The sequence below is a fragment of the Pseudomonas sp. UMAB-08 genome, from assembly GCF_900095225.1.
Classification (GTDB): domain Bacteria; phylum Pseudomonadota; class Gammaproteobacteria; order Pseudomonadales; family Pseudomonadaceae; genus Aquipseudomonas.
Genome location: NZ_LT607419.1, coordinates 218,128 through 237,103, shown reverse-complemented (window position 1 = coordinate 237,103; position 18,976 = coordinate 218,128). Strand labels below are relative to the sequence as shown.

General features: G+C 58.4%; 18 protein-coding genes. 11 read left to right on the top strand and 7 right to left on the bottom strand.

What is annotated here, in order from left to right:
• Window positions 1-18: 18 nt before the first annotated feature.
• Window positions 19-453: a hypothetical protein gene (locus K0F75_RS12895; RefSeq protein WP_219062246.1), complete on the top strand. Its 435-nt coding sequence runs from the start codon at window positions 19-21 to the stop codon at window positions 451-453.
• Window positions 446-1,582, top strand: coding sequence for a hypothetical protein (locus tag K0F75_RS12890; RefSeq protein ID WP_257604350.1), 1,137 nt, complete (start codon window positions 446-448; stop codon window positions 1,580-1,582). Before K0F75_RS12895 ends, K0F75_RS12890 begins: the two co-directional genes overlap by 8 nt.
• Window positions 1,583-1,661: 79 nt before the next feature.
• On the opposite strand, the gene K0F75_RS12885 is transcribed toward K0F75_RS12890, so the two are convergent.
• Window positions 1,662-2,117: a DUF721 domain-containing protein gene (locus K0F75_RS12885; RefSeq protein WP_219062245.1), complete on the bottom strand. Its 456-nt coding sequence runs from the start codon at window positions 2,115-2,117 to the stop codon at window positions 1,662-1,664.
• Window positions 2,118-2,423: 306 nt separating this feature from the next.
• Between K0F75_RS12885 and secA the strand changes: the two genes are divergently transcribed.
• The 4 genes from secA (at window position 2,424) to K0F75_RS12865 (ending at window position 8,172) form a co-directional block, all read left to right on the top strand.
• Window positions 2,424-5,159, top strand: coding sequence for a preprotein translocase subunit SecA (gene secA, locus K0F75_RS12880; RefSeq protein ID WP_219062244.1), 2,736 nt, complete (start codon window positions 2,424-2,426; stop codon window positions 5,157-5,159).
• Window positions 5,160-5,284: 125 nt separating this feature from the next.
• A complete protein-coding gene (gene argJ / locus K0F75_RS12875; protein ID WP_219062243.1) occupies window positions 5,285-6,502 on the top strand; it encodes a bifunctional glutamate N-acetyltransferase/amino-acid acetyltransferase ArgJ in 1,218 nt (405 codons plus the stop codon).
• A gap of 90 nt (window positions 6,503-6,592) precedes the next feature.
• The gene (locus tag K0F75_RS12870; RefSeq protein ID WP_219062355.1) at window positions 6,593-7,231 is read left to right on the top strand and encodes a glutathione S-transferase family protein; all 639 of its coding nucleotides are present in this window, start codon (window positions 6,593-6,595) and stop codon (window positions 7,229-7,231) included.
• Window positions 7,228-8,172: a Nudix family hydrolase gene (locus tag K0F75_RS12865; RefSeq protein WP_219062242.1), complete on the top strand. Its 945-nt coding sequence runs from the start codon at window positions 7,228-7,230 to the stop codon at window positions 8,170-8,172. The genes K0F75_RS12870 and K0F75_RS12865 overlap by 4 nt, the downstream gene beginning before the upstream one ends.
• Before the next feature lie 78 nt (window positions 8,173-8,250).
• Here the strand turns inward: K0F75_RS12865 and K0F75_RS12860 are convergent, their stop codons facing one another.
• The 3 genes from K0F75_RS12860 to K0F75_RS12850 form a co-directional block, all read right to left on the bottom strand.
• A complete protein-coding gene (locus K0F75_RS12860) occupies window positions 8,251-8,826 on the bottom strand; it encodes a cob(I)yrinic acid a,c-diamide adenosyltransferase (protein ID WP_219062241.1) in 576 nt (191 codons plus the stop codon).
• Window positions 8,827-8,828: 2 nt separating this feature from the next.
• Window positions 8,829-10,865: an ATP-binding protein gene (locus tag K0F75_RS12855; RefSeq protein WP_219062354.1), complete on the bottom strand. Its 2,037-nt coding sequence runs from the start codon at window positions 10,863-10,865 to the stop codon at window positions 8,829-8,831.
• A 79-nt stretch (window positions 10,866-10,944) separates the two neighbouring features.
• A complete protein-coding gene (locus tag K0F75_RS12850) occupies window positions 10,945-11,862 on the bottom strand; it encodes a putative 2-dehydropantoate 2-reductase (protein ID WP_219062240.1) in 918 nt (305 codons plus the stop codon).
• Between the two features lie 175 nt (window positions 11,863-12,037).
• On the opposite strand from K0F75_RS12850, the gene K0F75_RS12845 reads away from it, so the two are divergent.
• Together K0F75_RS12845 and K0F75_RS12840 are read left to right on the top strand one after the other, a co-directional pair.
• Window positions 12,038-12,517 carry a YajQ family cyclic di-GMP-binding protein gene (locus tag K0F75_RS12845; RefSeq protein WP_219062239.1) on the top strand — a complete coding sequence of 160 codons (480 nt, stop codon included), beginning with the start codon at window positions 12,038-12,040 and terminating at the stop codon, window positions 12,515-12,517.
• A gap of 11 nt (window positions 12,518-12,528) precedes the next feature.
• The gene (locus K0F75_RS12840; protein ID WP_219062238.1) at window positions 12,529-13,371 is read left to right on the top strand and encodes a mechanosensitive ion channel family protein; all 843 of its coding nucleotides are present in this window, start codon (window positions 12,529-12,531) and stop codon (window positions 13,369-13,371) included.
• Between the two features lie 59 nt (window positions 13,372-13,430).
• Here K0F75_RS12840 and K0F75_RS12835 read toward each other — a convergent pair whose 3' ends face one another.
• Window positions 13,431-14,990 carry an AmpG family muropeptide MFS transporter gene (locus K0F75_RS12835; RefSeq protein ID WP_219062237.1) on the bottom strand — a complete coding sequence of 520 codons (1,560 nt, stop codon included), beginning with the start codon at window positions 14,988-14,990 and terminating at the stop codon, window positions 13,431-13,433.
• A 42-nt stretch (window positions 14,991-15,032) separates the two neighbouring features.
• Window positions 15,033-15,401: an MGMT family protein gene (locus K0F75_RS12830; RefSeq protein ID WP_219062236.1), complete on the bottom strand. Its 369-nt coding sequence runs from the start codon at window positions 15,399-15,401 to the stop codon at window positions 15,033-15,035.
• 135 nt (window positions 15,402-15,536) lie between these two features.
• Between K0F75_RS12830 and K0F75_RS12825 the strand changes: the two genes are divergently transcribed.
• Window positions 15,537-16,544 (top strand): DUF481 domain-containing protein, encoded by a 1,008-nt coding sequence (locus tag K0F75_RS12825; protein ID WP_219062235.1) that lies wholly within the window; start codon window positions 15,537-15,539, stop codon window positions 16,542-16,544.
• A 104-nt stretch (window positions 16,545-16,648) separates the two neighbouring features.
• Here the strand turns inward: K0F75_RS12825 and K0F75_RS12820 are convergent, their stop codons facing one another.
• Complete coding sequence (locus K0F75_RS12820; protein ID WP_219062234.1) at window positions 16,649-17,407, bottom strand: SDR family oxidoreductase; 759 nt, start codon at window positions 17,405-17,407, stop codon at window positions 16,649-16,651.
• A gap of 143 nt (window positions 17,408-17,550) precedes the next feature.
• On the opposite strand from K0F75_RS12820, the gene K0F75_RS12815 reads away from it, so the two are divergent.
• Window positions 17,551-18,282, top strand: coding sequence for a HugZ family protein (locus tag K0F75_RS12815; protein ID WP_219062233.1), 732 nt, complete (start codon window positions 17,551-17,553; stop codon window positions 18,280-18,282).
• Window positions 18,283-18,348: 66 nt separating this feature from the next.
• Window positions 18,349-18,831 carry an FxsA family protein gene (locus K0F75_RS12810; RefSeq protein WP_219062232.1) on the top strand — a complete coding sequence of 161 codons (483 nt, stop codon included), beginning with the start codon at window positions 18,349-18,351 and terminating at the stop codon, window positions 18,829-18,831.
• Window positions 18,832-18,976 lie beyond the last annotated feature (145 nt).

Genomic DNA, 18,976 nt, shown 5'->3' with positions numbered 1-18,976 from the left:
TGACACTGGAGGGCGCTGATGAGTAAGGCGCCTGAAGTTGAACGGGGTGGCACCTCGCGCTACAACCGCCACAACACCTCGAGTCGCCTGAGCATCGCCGCGTATCGGATCATAACCGCTCAATGGGACCGCGGATTCGACAGCGATCAATGGGCCATTGTCAGTGAGCGGGTGATTGCCAGTTTGCGGGTGATGCAGTCCGCGCCATTGATACTTCAGCTGGATTACCCGGATGAATGGGAGAGACCCTTGACCGTGGCCAAGGCCGCACTGGTCCTGGCTGTTGCCGTGCACACCTACGACAGCGAGGGTGAGGCCCAGACGCATCTCTACCATCTGCGGCTGGACCCTAATGGCGAAGGTGTTTTCCCGGTGGCGCCCTTTGAACCCCGATACGGTACGGCGAAGTTGTTCACGGTCGACCCGCTGACACTGGAGGGCGCTGATGAGTAAGGCGCCTGAAATAACCCTGCCCGAACCGCAGCTTCAGCAACCCAAACAGGCGGGAGATGTGGAGCCGTTTCCCAGCGGTCGCATCACCTACTTGGCCCCGTTGCCTTTACCTACACAGCTGCCGCCGCAATGTCCCTATGTGGGGGAGCTTAACGACGTTTATTTGGACTTTGGATTGGGTTCGCCGCAGGTGTTTTCATGGCAGGTCACCTTAGGCCTTCCATTCAACGGCTTTGTCATGACCGGTTTTTTGTTGCCGCTGATTTTGGGGTTGATAGGTCTTTCGGTCGGCTATAGCTCGTCAGAAGCTTGGGAAGTGATCGCTGGAACGCACCGAGCTGGCTGGGGAATGACGGTGGGGGTCACCCTTTTTGCTCTCGCCATCACCCTTCTTATCTGGTTCTACGTCCACAACAAATACGAAGAAATCATCCCCACCCGTTTCAACCGTCAACGCCGTGAAGTCTGTTTCGTCCCCAACGACGAAAGCGAACCCGTGATCGTGCCTTGGGAATCGGTTACCGCTTGGGTGATTCAAGCCCAGGGCGCCAATCAATACGGCGTCCAACGTCAATACGGCATGGGCGTGGGTTTTTACCATGAGGCCAGCGGCGAGCGTTTTACCTTGGAGTTCGTCTGCCCCGCACTGCCCATCGCCATCAGCAACTGGGAAGCCATCCGCGCCTACATGGAATACGAAGTCCATACCCTGAAAGAAATCACCGATCCGCTCGATCTACAAGGCCCCGACGACCCGCCGCACGAAGGCCTGCACACCTTCCGCAACGCTCGCGCTCGCCTGCACCAAGAGATTCGTGACAAGCAACGCGGCTGGGTCTATGGCTTTTTCTGGTACCTGTTCCACGTCATGACCTTCTGGACCTTGCCGTTTTACCTGACCGAGTGGGAAGTCGGCCGAGTCAAACGCATGGCTCGTCAAGCGCTACCAGAAGTAATGCGCGAATGGTCGGAGCCGCTGCCCAAAGAACAATGGGCCAAGCCCAGCCCCGAGCTGCTGCGCATGAGCGCGCAGGTCCGGGCGCTGCATAAACGTAGTCCGCAACGCCCAATCACCGAGGTGTTTGCTGAGGTTTATCGTGCAGAGAAGTCGGGGAAGCGCAGCGCATGATGGGCGGTCGTCAGTGAGCAAGTGCCCCACGCGGTCTCACAAAAACAAGTCTACGTCCGGCATAGGTGGAGGATTTACCTCAACCCTTGGGCTTGCCATGACTCGCCAGCCGCTCCAGCGCGGCACGCAGATTAGGGTCGGTAATACCCTCTGCCGTCGCCTGGATGCTTTCTGCGGCGCAGGCCGACAGATGGATGGTGTGTCCTGTTGCGCCCTGCTGGACGGTAGGCGGTTGTACTTTGAACAGAATGCGCGTCAGGCTGGCGAATTCTTCAAAAGCGACCAGCTGTCGTTGCAGGCGTTTCTGTTGATAGCGCAGGCGCGTGGCCCAATGACCGTCGGTCACGATCAACAACAGGCTGCCTTCACGCCAGGACGCGACGTGGCAGTGTTCACGAGCAGCCGGTTGCAGCTGGGTTTCGAGCAGGCGCTGTAAATGGGCCAGGCGCTGCGCGTGGTGGAATATGGCTTTAAGCGGCTTCGCCTCGCGGAGCAAGACGGCCGGCGCCCTTGCCGAAAGGGGACGAAATGCCATGTGGGACACCTTGAGTTACAGAGCGGCCATGGTAGCAGAAAGCGCCCGCACGGCCTTGTTAGATGGGTTTTCCGTGCTTTTATGGACACATAAAGTGCGCCACTTCTTCCCTCAATGGGTTGAAGTCGGAAAAAACGACCCAATTGTAAAGCTGCCCCATTAGAGCGTTGTGCCGGTATCGTGGAATAACGCCACTTTCCTCACCACCGTTTCCGGGTAGAATGCTCGTTCGCATGCGGCCATGAGGGCTGCACGGGCGACTCACGGGGCCGCCCTCCATCCCTATGTGTGGAAGATCCTGTCGATATGTTTGCGCCTTTGTTAAAGAAACTTTTTGGAAGCAAGAACGAGCGTGAAGTCAAACGCATGCTCAAGACGGTCGTCACCGTCAATGCCTTCGAAGAGCAAATGGTGGCCCTTTCGGACGAGCAATTGCGTGCCAAGACCGAAGAGTTCAAGGCCCGTTTAGCCAAAGGTGAGACCCTCGATCAACTGCTGCCTGAAGCTTTTGCGGTTGCCCGCGAAGCCGGCAAGCGTGTCATGGGTATGCGCCACTTCGACGTCCAGTTGATTGGCGGCACGGCCCTGCACGAAGGCATGATCGCTGAAATGCGTACCGGTGAAGGCAAGACCCTGGTGGCAACACTGGCGGTTTACCTGAACGCGCTGTCCGGTAAAGGCGTGCACGTTATTACCGTGAACGACTATCTGGCTCGTCGTGACGCCAACTGGATGCGTCCCCTGTACGAATTCCTCGGTCTGACCGTCGGCGTTGTCACGCCTTTCCAGCCGCCGGAAGAGAAACGCGCTGCTTATGCGTCGGATATCACCTACGGTACCAACAACGAATTCGGTTTCGATTACCTGCGCGACAACATGGCTTTCAGCATGGAAGAAAAATTCCAGCGCGAGCTTAACTTCGCTGTAATCGACGAAGTCGACTCGATTCTGATCGACGAAGCGCGTACGCCGCTGATCATTTCCGGTCAGGCTGAAGACAGCTCCAAGCTGTACACCGAAATCAATAAACTGATCCCGAGACTCGAGCAGCACATCGAGGAAGTGGAGGGTGTTGTTACCAAGGCCGGGCATTTCACCGTTGACGAGAAAACCCGTCAGGTCGAACTGAACGAAGCCGGTCACCAGTTCATCGAAGAGATGCTGACTGAAGTCGGCCTGCTGGCGGTGGGCGAAAGTCTGTACTCGGCGCACAACCTGGGCCTCTTGACCCACGTTTACGCCGGTCTGCGTGCGCACAAACTGTTCCATCGTAACGTCGAGTACATCGTCCAGGACGGTCAGATTCTGCTGGTCGACGAACACACCGGTCGTACCATGCCGGGTCGTCGTCTGTCCGAAGGCCTGCACCAGGCCATCGAAGCGAAGGAGGTTCTGAACATTCAGGCCGAGAGCCAGACCCTGGCATCGACCACCTTCCAGAACTACTTCCGCCTGTACAACAAGCTGTCCGGCATGACCGGTACAGCGGACACCGAGGCGTTCGAGTTCCATCAGATCTACAGCTTGTCGGTAACGGTTATTCCGCCGAACAAGCCACTGGCGCGTAAAGACTTCAACGACCTGGTCTACCTGACAGCCGAAGAAAAATACGCCGCCATTGTCACCGATATCAAAGAGTGCCTGGCCCAGGGGCGTCCGGTACTGGTGGGTACGGCAACCATCGAAACCTCCGAGCACATGTCCAGCCTGTTGATCAAGGAAGGCATCGATCACAAGGTTCTGAACGCCAAGTACCATGAAAAAGAAGCCGAAATCATCGCCCAGGCCGGTCGTCCGGGTGCGCTGACCATCGCCACCAACATGGCCGGTCGTGGTACCGACATTCTGTTGGGCGGCAACTGGGAAGTGGAAGTCGCGGCCCTGGAAGAGCCGACCCCTGAGCAGATCGCTCAGATCAAAGCCGACTGGCAGAAACGCCATCAGCAAGTGATCGAAGCGGGTGGCCTGCATGTGATTGCTTCCGAGCGTCATGAATCGCGCCGTATCGATAACCAGCTGCGCGGTCGTGCCGGTCGTCAGGGCGATACAGGTTCCAGCCGTTTCTACCTGTCGCTGGAAGACAGCTTGATGCGCATTTTCGCCTCTGATCGGGTGAAAAACTTCATGAAAGCGCTGGGCATGCAGTCCGGCGAAGCGATCGAGCACCGCATGGTGACCAATGCGATCGAAAAGGCGCAGCGTAAAGTCGAAGGCCGTAACTTCGACATTCGTAAGCAACTGCTCGAGTTCGATGACGTCTCCAACGAACAGCGTAAAGTGATTTACCACATGCGTAACAGCCTGCTGGCTGCGACCAACATTGGTGACACCATCGCTGACTTCCGTCTGGACGTGCTTAACAGCCTTGTCAGCCAGCACATTCCGCCACAGTCGCTGCCAGAGCAGTGGGATGTCGTGGGCCTGGAAGCGGCGCTAAACAGCGATTTCGGTGTTCAGCTACCGATCCAGCAGTGGCTCGACGAAGACGATCATCTGTACGAAGAAACCCTGCGCGAGAAGCTCCTGCAAGAGCTCCTGGCCGCGTACAACGATAAAGAAGAGCAAGCCAGTGCCGAAGCGCTGCGCACGTTCGAGAAGCAGATTCTGCTGCGTGTCCTCGACGACCTGTGGAAAGACCACCTGTCGACCATGGACCACCTGCGTCACGGTATCCACCTGCGTGGCTATGCACAGAAGAACCCGAAACAGGAATACAAACGCGAGTCCTTCGCGCTGTTCCAGGAACTGCTCGACTCGATCAAGCGCGACACTATCCGTGTGCTGTCTCACGTTCAGGTCCGCCGCGAAGACCCGGCCGAAGAAGAAGCCCGTCTGCGTCGCGACGCCGAGGAGCTTGCTCAACGCATGCAGTTCGAACACGCCGAGGCTCCAGGTCTGGATCAACCCGAAGCGCTGTTGGAGGAGGGCGATGTTGCCGTCGCAGCTGCACCGGTTCGCAATGATCAGAAACTGGGTCGCAACGAAGTGTGCTGGTGTGGTTCGGGCAAAAAGTTCAAGCACTGCCACGGCCAGATCAACTAAGTTCAGCCTGGCGTTGTTAACCTGAAATACCCCGCGCCGCGACCGGCCCAGCCGTCGCGGCGTTTTTCCATCGATTGAGCCGTACCGATGCGGGCGGCGCAGATAGCTTTCAAGGAGCGCACTTCATGGCTGTTGGTCTTGGTCCTTTGCCGACGTTGCACCCGGTTCCTGGTTTTGAACTTGGCATTGCCTCTGCCGGAATCAAGCGCCCAGGGCGCAAAGACGTAGTGGTCATGCGCTGCGCTGAAGGTTCCAGTGTGGCGGGCGTGTTCACGCTGAACGCGTTCTGCGCCGCGCCGGTGATTCTGGCCAAGCAGCGTGTACAAGGCCCTGTGCGTTATTTGCTGACCAACACCGGTAACGCCAACGCGGGCACCGGCGCGCCGGGGCTGGCCGCAGCTGCGCGTACCTGCGCCAAGCTCGCGGAGCTGGCGGGTGTCGACGCCAATACTGTGCTGCCCTATTCCACCGGTGTGATTGGTGAGCCGTTGCCCGTGGAGAAAATCGAAGGTGCGCTGCAAGCCGCCCTCGACGATCTGTCTGTGGATAACTGGGCCGCTGCGGCGACCGGGATCATGACCACTGACACTTTGCCCAAGGGTGCGAGCCGTCAGTTCCAGCATGAAGGCGTGACCATTACCGTCACCGGTATCAGCAAAGGCGCTGGCATGATTCGTCCTAATATGGCGACCATGCTGGGCTACATTGCCACTGACGCCAAGGTCGCTCAGAGCGTGTTGCAGGACCTGCTGCGTGATGGGGCTAACAAATCGTTCAACCGCATCACCATCGACGGCGACACCTCGACCAACGACTGCTGCATGCTGATCGCGACGGGCAAGGCCGCACTGCCGGAGATCACTGAGGCCAAAGGCCCATTGTTCGCCGCGCTCAAACAAGCCGTATTCGAAGTGTGCATGGACGTGGCTCAGGCTATCGTCCGCGATGGCGAGGGTGCAACCAAGTTCGTCACTGTTGAAGTGAATGGCGGCGGCAATCATCAGGAATGCCTGGACGTGGCTTACGCCGTGGCGCATTCCCCGTTGATCAAAACCGCGTTGTTCGCCTCCGATCCCAACTGGGGCCGGATCCTTGCGGCGGTGGGTCGTGCGGGTGTGCCGGACCTGGACGTCAGCAAGATCGACGTCTTCCTCGGTGCTGTGTGCATCGCCAGCCAGGGCTGCCGTGCAACCACCTACACCGAAGCTCAAGGCTCGGCGGTCATGGCCGAAGCTGAGATCACCATCCGCATCGAGCTGGGCCGTGGTGAATGCCGCGAAACCATCTGGACCACTGACCTGTCGCACGAGTACGTGAAGATCAACGCGGAATACCGTACGTAATCTGGACGCGCATTTTAGCTGAACAGGTGGGCGCGAATGTATTTGCTCCCACCTGACGTGATCGATCCGCCCTCCTGGAGAGTCCCGAACATGAGCTTGCACCTGATTATCGGCGACAAACGCTTTTCTTCCTGGTCGCTGCGTCCTGCGCTGGCGCTGGCGCTGGATATGATCGGCGTGCCCTATACCGAGCAAGTGATCTGGCTGAATCAGCCAGATAGCCGACAGCGGGCGCTTGAGCATTCGCCAACCGGCAAAGTGCCTCTCCTGAAAACCGAACACGGGACCATTGCTGACTCTTTGGCGATTATTGAGTACCTGGCCGAGCGTTTTCCTGAGGCCGGTCTCTGGCCGCAGGATATCGCCGCTCGGGCCCAGGCGCGTTCCGCCTGCGCACAGATGCACAGCGGGTTCATGGGCTTGCGCACGCACATGGGGTTCGACCTTCGGCATGATGCGGCGCTGGACGTGATCCCTGCCGACGCTCAGGCCGACATCGACCGTATCGTTGCGTTGTGGGCTGAGTGTCGTGCAGCGGCCGTTGAGAGCGGTCCTTACCTGTTCGGCAAGCTGAGCGCGGCGGATGCGTTTTTCGCTCCGGTTGCCGTGCGCCTGCGGACCTATCGCGTGGCATTGCCCGCCGAGGCTGAGGCGTATGTTGAAACAATTTACCAGTGGCCTGCTTTTCAGCGCTGGCAGAAAGCAGGTTTAGAGGAAGTGGTGCGGTGAAACGAGTTCATGTAGCAGCGGCAGTGATCCGTGGTAACGACGGCAAGATCCTTATCGCGCGACGTGCCGATACTCAGCATCAGGGCGGTTTGTGGGAGTTTCCCGGCGGTAAGGTCGAGACCGGTGAAACGGTCGAGACGGCGCTGGCACGCGAGCTGCTGGAAGAGCTGGGTATCGTGGTTGTCACCGCTCGCCCGCTGATCAAGGTTCAGCACGACTACCCGGACAAACAGGTGTTGCTGGATGTCTGGGAAGTGTCGGTGTTCACGGGCGAGCCGCATGGCGCCGAAGGCCAGCCATTGGCGTGGGTGTCTGCGCGCGAGCTGGCGGACTACGACTTTCCGGCGGCGAATCAGCCTATCGTCGCGGCAGCACGCTTGCCCGGCGAGTACCTGATTACCCCCGAGGGGCTGGAAACGCCTGAATTACTGCGCGGTTTGCAGAAGGCGATTGCCGGAGGAATCAAGCTGGTACAACTGCGTTCGCCGAACGGATACGACCCGAAATACCGCGACCTGGCGGTGGATGCCGTTGGACTGTGCGCAGGCAAGGCGCAGTTGATGCTCAAAGGACCGCTGGAGTGGCTGGGTGACTTCCCGGCGGCTGGCTGGCACCTGACGGCGGCGCAGTTGCGCAAACTCGCCAGCGCAGGCCGACCGTTCCCTGCGACGCGCTGGTTGGCGGCGTCCTGTCACAACGCTGAGGAATTGGCGCTGGCCGAGCAGATGGGGGTGGACTTCGTCACGTTGTCTCCAGTGCAGGCTACACAAACCCATCCAGACGCGCTGCCGATGGGGTGGGAGCAGGCGACGCAGTTGATCGCCTGCTTCAGCAAGCCCGTGTTTTTGCTAGGCGGTGTCGGTGTCGATGATCGTCAGCGCGCCTGGGAAAGCGGCGCGCAAGGCGTAGCAGGGATTCGGGCGTTTTGGCCTGAGGTGTGACCGCCGCGATCTCTTGTAGGCGCGTTTGCCCGCGATAACTGTTTGCCTGACACACCGCTATCGCAGGCAAGCACGCTCCTACGGTTTAGGCGCCGCCTGCCAAAGAATCTCGGCAACGCCCTGACGCTTGGCAATCAAGCGCGCGGCCACGAACAACAGGTCTGACAGTCGGTTGATGTAGGCCAGGCCAACACCTGCCAATGGCTCGAGGGCATTCAGGTGTTGGCAACGGCGTTCGGCGCTACGGGCCAGGCTGCGGCACACGTGGGCCTGGGCGATCAGCGCCGAGCCGCCCGGCAGAATGAAGTTTTCCAGCGGTCCCAATTCCTCGTTCCACAGGTCGATGGAGGCTTCCAGTCGTTCGATTTCGGCGTTGTCGAGCGCTTGATACGCAGGCATCGCCAACTCGCCACCCAGATCGAACAACCGGTGCTGGCAAGGCGTCAGTACCTCGATCAGCTCGCTCAAGCCTGGATAACGCTCGACCTGTTCAGCCAACCCCGCGAGCAATACGCCCACTTGGCTGTTCAATGTATCGACCTCGCCAATGGCCTCGATACGCGGGTGGTCCTTGGGTACTCGGCGGCCATCACCAAGGCCGGTTTCGCCTTTATCGCCCGTACGTGTGTAAATTTTCGACAGGCGAAAGCCCATGGTTATAACTCCGAAAGGGACTGTTCCTGAACGTTGATCGCGCTGCCGGCCAGCGGCAGGCGCAGGGTGAAGCAGGTGCCCTGGCCTGGGGTCGATTGCACTTCCATCTGGCCTTTGTGGTTGTTGGTGATGATGAAGTACGACACGGACAGACCGAGCCCTGTGCCCTGGCCGATTTCCTTGGTGGTGAAAAACGGCTCGAAGGTGCGTTTTCGTACATTCTCGGGCATCCCGACGCCATTGTCCTCCACCTGAATTTCGGCCCACGGCGGATTTAGTCGGGTGCGCAGGATGATGCGTCCCGGTTCGCTGTCATTTTCACGCTGGTGGATGGCCTGCGCGGCGTTCTTCAGCAAATTGAGCAGCACCTGTTCCAGCTCGTTAGCCGTGCCGGGTACGGGGCCCAGGTTAGGGTCGAACTGACGAATAATGGCCTGGCCCTTGAAGTCGAAGCCGATGGTCAGGTCGAAGTCGTTACTGGCGATCTCTACGGCCTGATCGATCAAGGCGGGCAAGTCGCAGGGCGCCATCTGTCGGTTGCTGAGTCGGCTGAAACTGAGCATGTGGCTGACGATTTTGGCGGCTCGGGCGCCAGCCTGCTGGATGCCTTCGAGTAATTTAGGCACTTCCCGGCTTTCCAGGTACAGGTTGACCAACGCCAGATCAATGCCGTTTTGTTCGGCCTGTTCGATGTTTTTCGCCAGATCCGGCGACAAGCGTCGGCGAATGTTCTGCACGTTATGCAGGATCGCGCCTAAGGGGTTGTTGATTTCGTGGGCCATGCCGGCCGCAAGCCCGCCGACGGACAGCATCTTCTCCGACTGCACCATCATGTCCTCCAGCGACAGCCGTTGGGTGATGTCATCGATGCGGATCACCACGCCACGTCCTGCGCCGCCCGTCAGCGGATAAAAGGTCAGTGCGTAGTGGTGAGGGACCTCATCTTTGATCCAGGTGACCCGCTCGATCTTGGTGACCGTGTGCCGCTCGACCGTGTGTTTGATCTTCGGCAGGAAAGCCTTCATCGGCTCAAAGGCGAGGAAGATCGGCTGATTGAGGGCCTCATCCAGTGGCGTGCCGGAGAGGGCGCTGGCCTCCTGGTTCCATTGCGTGACATACAACTGTTCGTCCAGCGCGATCAGCGCTGACGGCATCGAGTCGATGATGCTGTTGAGGTAGTTCTGGAAACCGGTGAGTTTCTTCTCGATCTTGCTGCGCACCTGCACTTCGAGTTCGAGTTTACGGTTGGTGTGGCGGGTTTCTTCTGCCAGGCCCTGCGCTTGGTCGTAGGCCTCTTGAGAGTCGTCCCGCGCACGTTTGAGCTGCTGCTCCCGGGCTTCGATACGCGAAAGCATGGTGTTGAAGGCTTCAGCCAGGCTGCCGATTTCATCGTCGTTGCCCCGTTTGGCCCGCAGCGCGTAGTTTTCCTCGCGGGTCACCTGGCGCGACAGCTCTTCGAGCTGATAGATCGGCTCGGTGATCAGGCGTCGAATCTGCCGGGCGATGATCAGCCACAGCAACACGCTGAACACCAGAATCCCCAGACTGGCGGTGAACGTGCCGGTGTAAAACGCCATCGGCAGCTCACTGCTGGCCACCAGCAATAAATAGCCTGGTGCTTCGCCTGCCTTGGGGATGGGAATCAGTTGGGTGCTGCGAAACTCGGTCAGGCGCCAGCCTTCTATGTTCTTGTAGTGTTCGGGCAAGTTGAGTTTTTCGCCCTGTTGCACCTGCGCCAAGCGCTCGCCGTTGTTGTCGTACAGCGCTGCCGCACGCAATGGGCTATAGCTCTTGAGCTCCTTGAGCAAGGCTTTGGCGTTGCTCTCCGACGTTAACGCGTCCTGGCTGAGACCGGGGTTGCTGAGCAGCCGGCCAATGGTCTGCAAGGCCTGCGGGGCCATGCTTTCCTGGGAAATGTAATAGGCAGCGCTGATGAAGGTCAGGTTGGCCACCAACAATACTGTGGTCAGCAAGACCAGCAAGGCGGCCAGAAGCTTCTGTCCTACCGGTAGATTTTCTAGGCGCTGGCGCAATGGCATCGGGCGAATCACTGGCGATTGATGAACCCGCAGGGTAACGCGCGGTTCAGGCACTGAGCAATATTGGCCACGCCGTAATCTAGTCGGTGCGCAACCCGCGTGACTGCAAATGGGTGATCAGTCGCGCTTGCAGTTGAGTCAGGTGTGGCAGCGAGCACTGATGACGCGCCGCTACCGCGCAGGCGTGGCCCAACAGATAACTGATTTCAGTGCGGCGGCCGTGGGCGACGTCCTGATACATCGACGAATAGTTGGCTGCCGTCGCCTGAATCACCCGCTCGACCTCGCTGTGCAAGTCCTCGGCTGCAGCGGGCTGGCCGCAGCAACCGAGCAGTTCGGACAATTCAGCGCACAGTGTCGCGACTTCGCAGTGGTGGGTTGCCAGCCCACCGTTGCGGCAGTCATGGAGCACGGTCAGTGGGTTGATCGCGCAGTTCAGCGCCAGCTTGCGCCAGAGCCGGGTGAGGATGTCCGGGGTCCACTCATGAGGGATACCGCTGGTCTGTAGCTCATTCAGCCATGTGGGTGGCGTCGGGTCCTTGGCATCGCCCAGCCAAGTGTAGCCGTGGCCGGCAAATACCACACGCCAGTCGCCGTCGCGAAAAGCACCCTCGGTACTCGACGCAAATATACAGCGGGCCTGGGGCACCTTTGCCGCGACCGCATCCTGACTGCCGAGGCCATTTTGCAACAGGATCAATTCGGCGTTGGCGCTCAATCGCGGAGCTAGGCGGGCGACGGCGGCTTCGGCGTCATAGGCTTTGCACGCCACCAGCAGTCGCTCGATGGGTTCTGCTGCATCGAATGTTTGCGCGGGGATGGCCAGGGTGTGGCTGTGGCCTTGTTCAACCAGGGTCAGACCGCCTGCGGCCTCGTAAGCCGCCAGACGCGCCGGGTCGCGCAAAATCAAGCGTACCGGCAATCCGGCGCGCGCCAGGCGGGTCGCCCACAAGCTGCCGAGGCTGCCAACGCCTAAAACATGCCAGATAACAGCCATCAGCCATTCACTGGCGAAAGGATGGCGGGGCGTTGAATGAAGGAATTGAAACTCAACATGGCAGGCTCGCAGCGACGGTGGGGAAAGTCTCGTTATAATGACGGCGCATTCATACCGTCAAGTCAGGCGTGCTCCATCTTCATGTTGAGCCGCGCCGTTTATCTGGAGAAATTACATGCCCTCGTTCGACGTAGTGTCCGAACTGGATAAACACGAAGTCACTAACGCCGTCGACAATGCCATCAAAGAGCTGGATCGTCGGTACGACCTTAAAGGCAAAGGCACGTTCGAGTTCAAGGAATTGACCGTGAACCTCACCGCCGAGGCAGACTTTCAGCTTGAGGCGATGGTCGAAATCCTCAAACTGTGCCTGGTCAAACGCAAGATTGATGTGCAATGCCTTGAGCTCAAGGATGCTTATGCGTCCGGCAAATTGATGAAGCAGGAAGCCACCCTCAAAGAAGGCATTGATAAAGAGATGGCGAAGAAAATCGTCGCTCATATCAAAGACGCCAAGCTTAAGGTGCAGGCCGCTATTCAGGGCGAACAAGTCCGTGTGACCGGCAAGAAACGTGATGACCTGCAAGAAGCGATGGCGGTGCTGCGTGGCCATGAGTTCGGCATGCCCCTGCAGTTCAACAACTTTCGCGACTAAAGGAGACCTCAATGGATTTGAATGCTGAAGTTGATCATTTGGTGAAGGTCTCCCAGTCTTGGGTTCCCATGTTTCTGCAGTATGGCAGCCGGGTGCTGCTGGCAGTGGTTACGCTGGGTATCGGCTGGTGGCTGATCAACAAAGTGACGCGCAAACTGGGTGGGTTATTGGCGTTGCGCAATGCCGACCTGGCGTTGCAGGGTTTTATCAGCAGCTTGGCCAACATCGTCCTCAAAGTACTACTGATCGTCAGCGTCGCGTCGATGATCGGTGTCGAAACGACCTCGTTCGTGGCCGCCATCGGTGCCGCGGGTCTGGCCATCGGTCTGGCGTTGCAGGGCAGCCTGGCGAACTTCGCTGGCGGCGTGCTGATTCTGCTGTTTCGCCCGTTCCGCATTGGCGACTGGATCGAAGCCCAAAGCGTCAGCGGTACGGTCGACAACATCCTGATCTTCCATACGGTTCTGCGCACGGGTGATAACAAGACAGTGATCGTGCCTAACGGCATTCTGTCCAATGGCATCATCACCAACACCAACCGTCAGCCAACCCGTAAGGTGGTGTTCGACATTGGTGTGGAGCATGACGCTGATCTGCGGCAAGCCCTGCAGGTGCTGCTGGAGATGGCTCAGGATCCTCGCGTGTTACAGGATCCTGCGCCTCAGGCAGTGGTCGCAGCGCTGGGTGAAAATGCTATTACCCTGTCGCTGCGTGCATGGGCCAAGACCGGCGACTATGCCGATGTCGTCGCCCATTTCAACATCGAAGCGCGGGATCGTTTGAAGGCCGCCAACATCAATATCCCTGCGCCACAGCGGATGGTTCGCGTGGTGCAGGAGACGGCCGCACAATAAACTGATTCTGCTGAAAAACAAAAAGCCCCGCGAGTCGGGGCTTTTGCTTGCAGGGCAGTCTAAGGCTGTTCGCTGACCGGCGTTTCAATCGCTTCCGGCACCTGCACGGCTTTGGCCCGTCGCGCCTCCTGAGACCATTGCAGGGCAATCATCACCAAGGTTGGCAGGCCGAGTACGGCGGTGATCAGGAAGAAGGTGTGGTAGCCGAACCGTTCTACCATCACCCCGGAATAGCCACCGATCAGGCGTGGCAACAGGAGCATGATCGAGCTGAGCAGGGCGTATTGTGTCGCCGAGAACTTCAGGTTGGTCAGACTCGACAGATAGGCGACGAAAGCAGACGTAGCCAACCCGGCGCTGAAGTTGTCCAGGGAGATGGTCACGACCAGCATCTGCAGATTCGGGCCCATGTCGGCGAGCAACAGGAACAGCAGGTTGGTGGCCGCAGAAGCCGCCCCGCCAATAAACAGGATCGGCAAGATGCCGAAACGCACGATCAACAGGCCGCCAAAGCCGGCGCCCAACAGGGTCATGATCAATCCGAATATTTTGCTGACGCTGGCGATCTGGTCCTTGGTGAAACCCTGGTCGATATAAAACACATTGGCCATCACCCCCATCACTGTATCCGACATTCGATAGGTGGCGATGAGACCGAGCAGCAAGAATGCCTGCCAGCGATAGCGCCTGATGAAGTCGTTGATAGGGGTCAGCACCGGTGCCAGCCCGCGTCGTCCAATGGATGACAGGCACAGGGTGGTCAGGGTGATGTACAGGATGGCGCGTAAAAATGCTCGGTCTTCGAGCAGCAAAGTGACCCAGCTGGAGCCGTTGAACAGCACGCTGGCGAAGTCCGTGTAGTACAGCTGGGTGAACATCGCGGGGACCGAAACCAGCAAAATGATCAGCACAAAGACTGACGCCAGTTGGTGGTTGAATCCATAGCGCGCCGCGGACAGTTGGGTGCGCAGCGGTACCGGGGGCTCTCGCATGACCATCGTGGTGACCAGTGCGGGCAACATCAAAAGAGCAAACAGAATGTAAGTGCCTGCCCACGCCGAGTGTTTGTAACTGAAGCCGGTCGAGCCAAAGCCTTCGGCAAAGTACAGCGCTCCCGCGGTTGAAAGCAGGGCGGCAACGCGGTACCCGGACATGTAGCTCGCCGCCAGTGCAGCCTGACGGCTGTCTTCAGCAATCTCCAGGCGATAGGCGTCGATGGCGATGTCTTGCGTCGCGGACGAGAATGCCACCAGTACGGCAATGGCGATCAACCAGGACAGGTGTTTTTGCGGGTCGCAAAAACCCATCCCGATCAAGCCAAGCACGACCAGCGATTGGGACAATATCAGCCACGATCGCCGCCGGCCAAGCTTGCCCAGGAATGGCAGGCGCCACTGGTCGAGCAGGGGCGACCAGACCCACTTGAAGGCATAAGCCAAGCCGATGAGGCTGGCATAACCGATGGTTTCACGGGCAACACCCGCTTCGCGAAGCCAGACCGACAGCGTGGAAAACACGAGCATGTAAGGCATGCCCGCAGCGAATCCGAGCAGCAATAGCACGAGTGTCGAGGGACTGGCATAAGCGGCGAGCGCGGCGCGCCAGGATTTACGGGGCATGGGCTGAAGTCTGCCTCAGGTTACGAAAACAAAGGGCGCACTCTAACCGCAGTGCTCTATCGGGCGCCAGCCATGGCACTGCATATCGACCCGATTATTCTCGATAGTGACGCCTTCAGCCCTTAGACGTGCACGCTGTTCGTCGCCTGAGGCGGTTCCGACGGGCAAACTGATTTTACCGCCGGCCCCCAGCACCCGGTGCCAGGGCAGGGAAGTGCCCTGAGGCAATTGACTCAACGTGCGTCCAACCCAGCGTGCGGCACGACCCAATCCGGCAAATTCAGCCAATTGTCCATAACTCACGACCTTGCCTTCCGGGACTTGATGGAGGGTCACGTAGAGCGCTCTACGCCGGACTTCGGCCGGCGTTAATTGAGCGGTGTCGTCCTGTTTTGGCGGGTGATCGGTCACGCGTTTATTCCTGTTGAAAGGCGCTTTAAGGCAGGGTTTGCGGAACTACAGCCCGTTTCATGGGTCTTTTGTTGCTCGTTGTCGTCCTGGAGATGATGCCCGATTTCCCAGTAAACCTGAGCCTTGACGTTGCTTATGCTGTCTAGAACCTTGCTGTGCATTGCTATTATCAGCACCTCCATACCTGTACTCGCCGATACCGTCTGGTTGAAAAATGGTGATCGGCTGACGGGGACCATTAGAGTCTTCGATGGCGGTAAGTTGTTGCTCCAGACCGAGTATGCCGGAGCGATCCCGCTGGACTGGAAACAGATCAAAACCCTGGAGAGTGATCAGAAACTTCTGGTCAAACAGGACAAGTACCCTGGCGAAATCGCCAAGTCGTTGCAGCCGGCCGAGGATGGCAAGGTGACGCTGGCCAATGGTGAGGCGCCCAAGACTGTCGAGCTGGCCAGCATCCAACAGATCATGAAGCCCAAGCCGGTGATCACGGACCTGGTCTGGAAAGGCAGCGTTGATGCAGCACTGGATTTCCAGCGGGCAGAAAAGAACACTGACGATTACAACATTGCCTTCAAGACTTCGGCGCGTCACGGCGATTGGCGGCATAACGCCAAAGGCGAGTACAACCGCGAAACACAGGACGGCCTCGTCAGTACGGATAACTGGAGCGCTGAGTACTCCATTGACCGTTTCTTCACCGAAAAATGGTTCTGGGATGGTCGTGTTACCTACAAACGCGACGATATAGAAAATTTGACCCGCCAACGTACAATCGGTACCGGTCCGGGCTATCAATTCTGGGATGACGAGCTGGGTGCATTCTCGCTGGGTTCGTTGCTTAACCGCACCGACTACGAATACGCCGACGGTCAGAAAGCCAATTTCTATTCCGCGGGCATGAAGTGGGATTACAACCGTTTCTTGATTGGCAAGAGAGTTGAATTCTTCACCAATGGTGAGTTGAACAAATCACTCACGGGCGTTGCCAATTACAGTCTGGACAGTGAGATTGGGCTGCGTTACAAGGTCACCGAGTGGGCCTCGCTCAATCTGAAGGCTGAGAAAAACCTCATTAGCGGTTCTTCCGACGGGGATCTCGACAAGACTCGCTATACGGCTGGCTTTGGGGTGACGTGGTAAGCCTCCGATGAGGCTATCGCAGGGGCGCTTGCAACCAGGCGTTCCCCTGCGAACGGATCAGGGTCGCGTCTGACTGACGCGATCTCCCTGATCAGCAATAGAACCTAGATCCGCAACCCGCCGTCCAACTCCAGGATACGACCGCTGTAGTAGTCGTTCTCCAGAATATACGCTGCCGAATGGGCGATCTCTTCAGGTTTGCCCATGCGCTTGAGCGGGATGCCTGAGGTCATTTTTTCCAGCGCTTCAGGCTTCATGCCCAAGGTCATTTCGGTTTCGATGAAGCCTGGCGCAATGCCTGCGACGCGGATGCCATAGCGCGCCAGTTCCTTGGCCCAGGTCACGGTGGCGGCAGCGACACCGGCTTTGGCTGCCGAGTAGTTGGTCTGACCGACATTGCCAGCGCGGGAGATCGAAGAAATATTGATGATCGCGCCCTGATTCTTCAGTTCGATCATCTTTGCCGCCACTTCACGGGTGCACAGGAACACGCCGGTCAAGTTGACGTCGATGACAGCTTGCCACTGGGCGAGTGACATCTTGGTCATTTCGCCGTCCTTGACCCTTAGCAGCAGGCCGTCACGAAGAATCCCGGCGTTGTTGATCAGGCCGTGAATCGCGCCGAAGTCCTCGGCCACTTGAGCAACCATCTGCGTCACTTGTTCTTCGTTAGCGACGTTGCACAGGTAAGACCGTGCTTCCACGCCCAATGCCTTGCAAGCGGCGACCGCTTGATCAAGCTTTTCCTGGTTCAAGTCCACCAGGGCCAGCTTCGCGCCTTTGGCCGCGAGATATTCGGCCATCGAACGGCCCAAACCCTGGCAACCGCCAGTGATAATAATTATCTTGTCTTTCAAATGCATGCGCGTGCCCAATAAACAGTCGGTGGTTATCCTTACCAGATGACCCACACTCGCGGAGTCCGCGTTTGGAGTCGCCCTGGTGGCGCTGCAAAAATGCCGAGCGCCCGTCCGTTTTCGACGGATTCTATATAAGGAGTCATAAGATGAGCGTTAAAGCCGCTAAGCATGCCCGAGAATTGCTGCTCAAGGAATACCGGGGTGCGCTGTCCACGCACTCCAAGTCCATGCCCGGCTTCCCGTTCGGCTCTGTGGTGCCTTATTGCCTGGATGATCAGGGCAGGCCACTGATCCTGATCAGCCGCATCGCCCAGCACACGCATAACCTGCAAAAGGACCCCAAGTGCTCGTTGCTGGTGGGTGAGCGCAGTGCTGAAGATGTACAGGCGGTGGGCCGTGTCACCTTGCTGGCCGAGGCCGAGAAACTGACTGACAGCGCTGCCATTGAGGCAGCGGCCGAGCGCTATTACCGGTATTTCCCCGAATCGCAGAGCTATCACAGTGCCCACGACTTTGACTTCTGGGTGCTGGTCCCGGTGCGATACCGTTATATCGGCGGTTTTGGCGCGATTCACTGGCTCGATGAGGTCGCCCTGGCCAATCCTTTTGCTGGCGCAACGGAAACCGCAATGGTCGAACACATGAATAACGACCACACCACAGCCATCGCCCATTACGTAGCGCTGTCCGGTCTGCCGCAGACGCAGCCCGCACAGATGGTCGGTATCGACAGCGAAGGTATGCATTTACGCATAGGGCAGGGTTTATACTGGCTGGCCTTTGCTCACCCCTGTAACACTCCGAAACAAGTCCGCGAAGCCTTGGTCCAGCTGGCCCATGCTGAAAAATGGCCGGCGAATGAAGCCCAAGAGGCTTGAATTCACGATTTGGCGACGTCACATAGGGTTTATTGGAAGTCATTCTTCCGTTGAGGAACTCATTTGATGCGCGTTTTTCTGTTGCTCTTTCTACTGTTTCCAGTGCTGGAGCTGTTTGTTCTGGTCAAGGTGGGTATGGCCATTGGCTTTTTACCGACCTTCTTGCTGGTGGTCGCCAGCTCCATGCTCGGTGTATTCATAATCCGGCTCGCAGGCTTTGCCACGGCGCTGCGTGCCCGCGAGAGCCTGGCGCGCGGCGAGCTGCCGGCCCAGCAGATGCTGGAAGGTCTGATGGTCGCCGTCGGCGGTGGGTTACTGCTGCTGCCCGGCTTTATCAGTGACGTGTTGGGGCTGATCTGCCTGTTGCCGTTCACCCGTAAGGTGCTGGTCAACACGCTGCGCAAGCGCGCTGAAGAGCAAGCGATCCGCCAGCGTGCGTTTGCCGATGACGTGCGAGCCGCGGGTGGCCCGGACCGTCCCGGTGCCGCACATCCCGGCAACCGTCAGCCTAGCGTGATCGAAGGTGAGTTCGAGCATCGCGATCAGTAAGCGTTCTAGCCTGTACGCAACGGCCTGTGCGGGACCGTTCGGTGCCGCATACGTTTCAAAAGGCTGTACCTGTCTGCAAAAAAATTACACGCCAAGCCTTGTAATCACCTTGCTCGCCCTTATGTAAGGGTCACCGCAAGGTTTC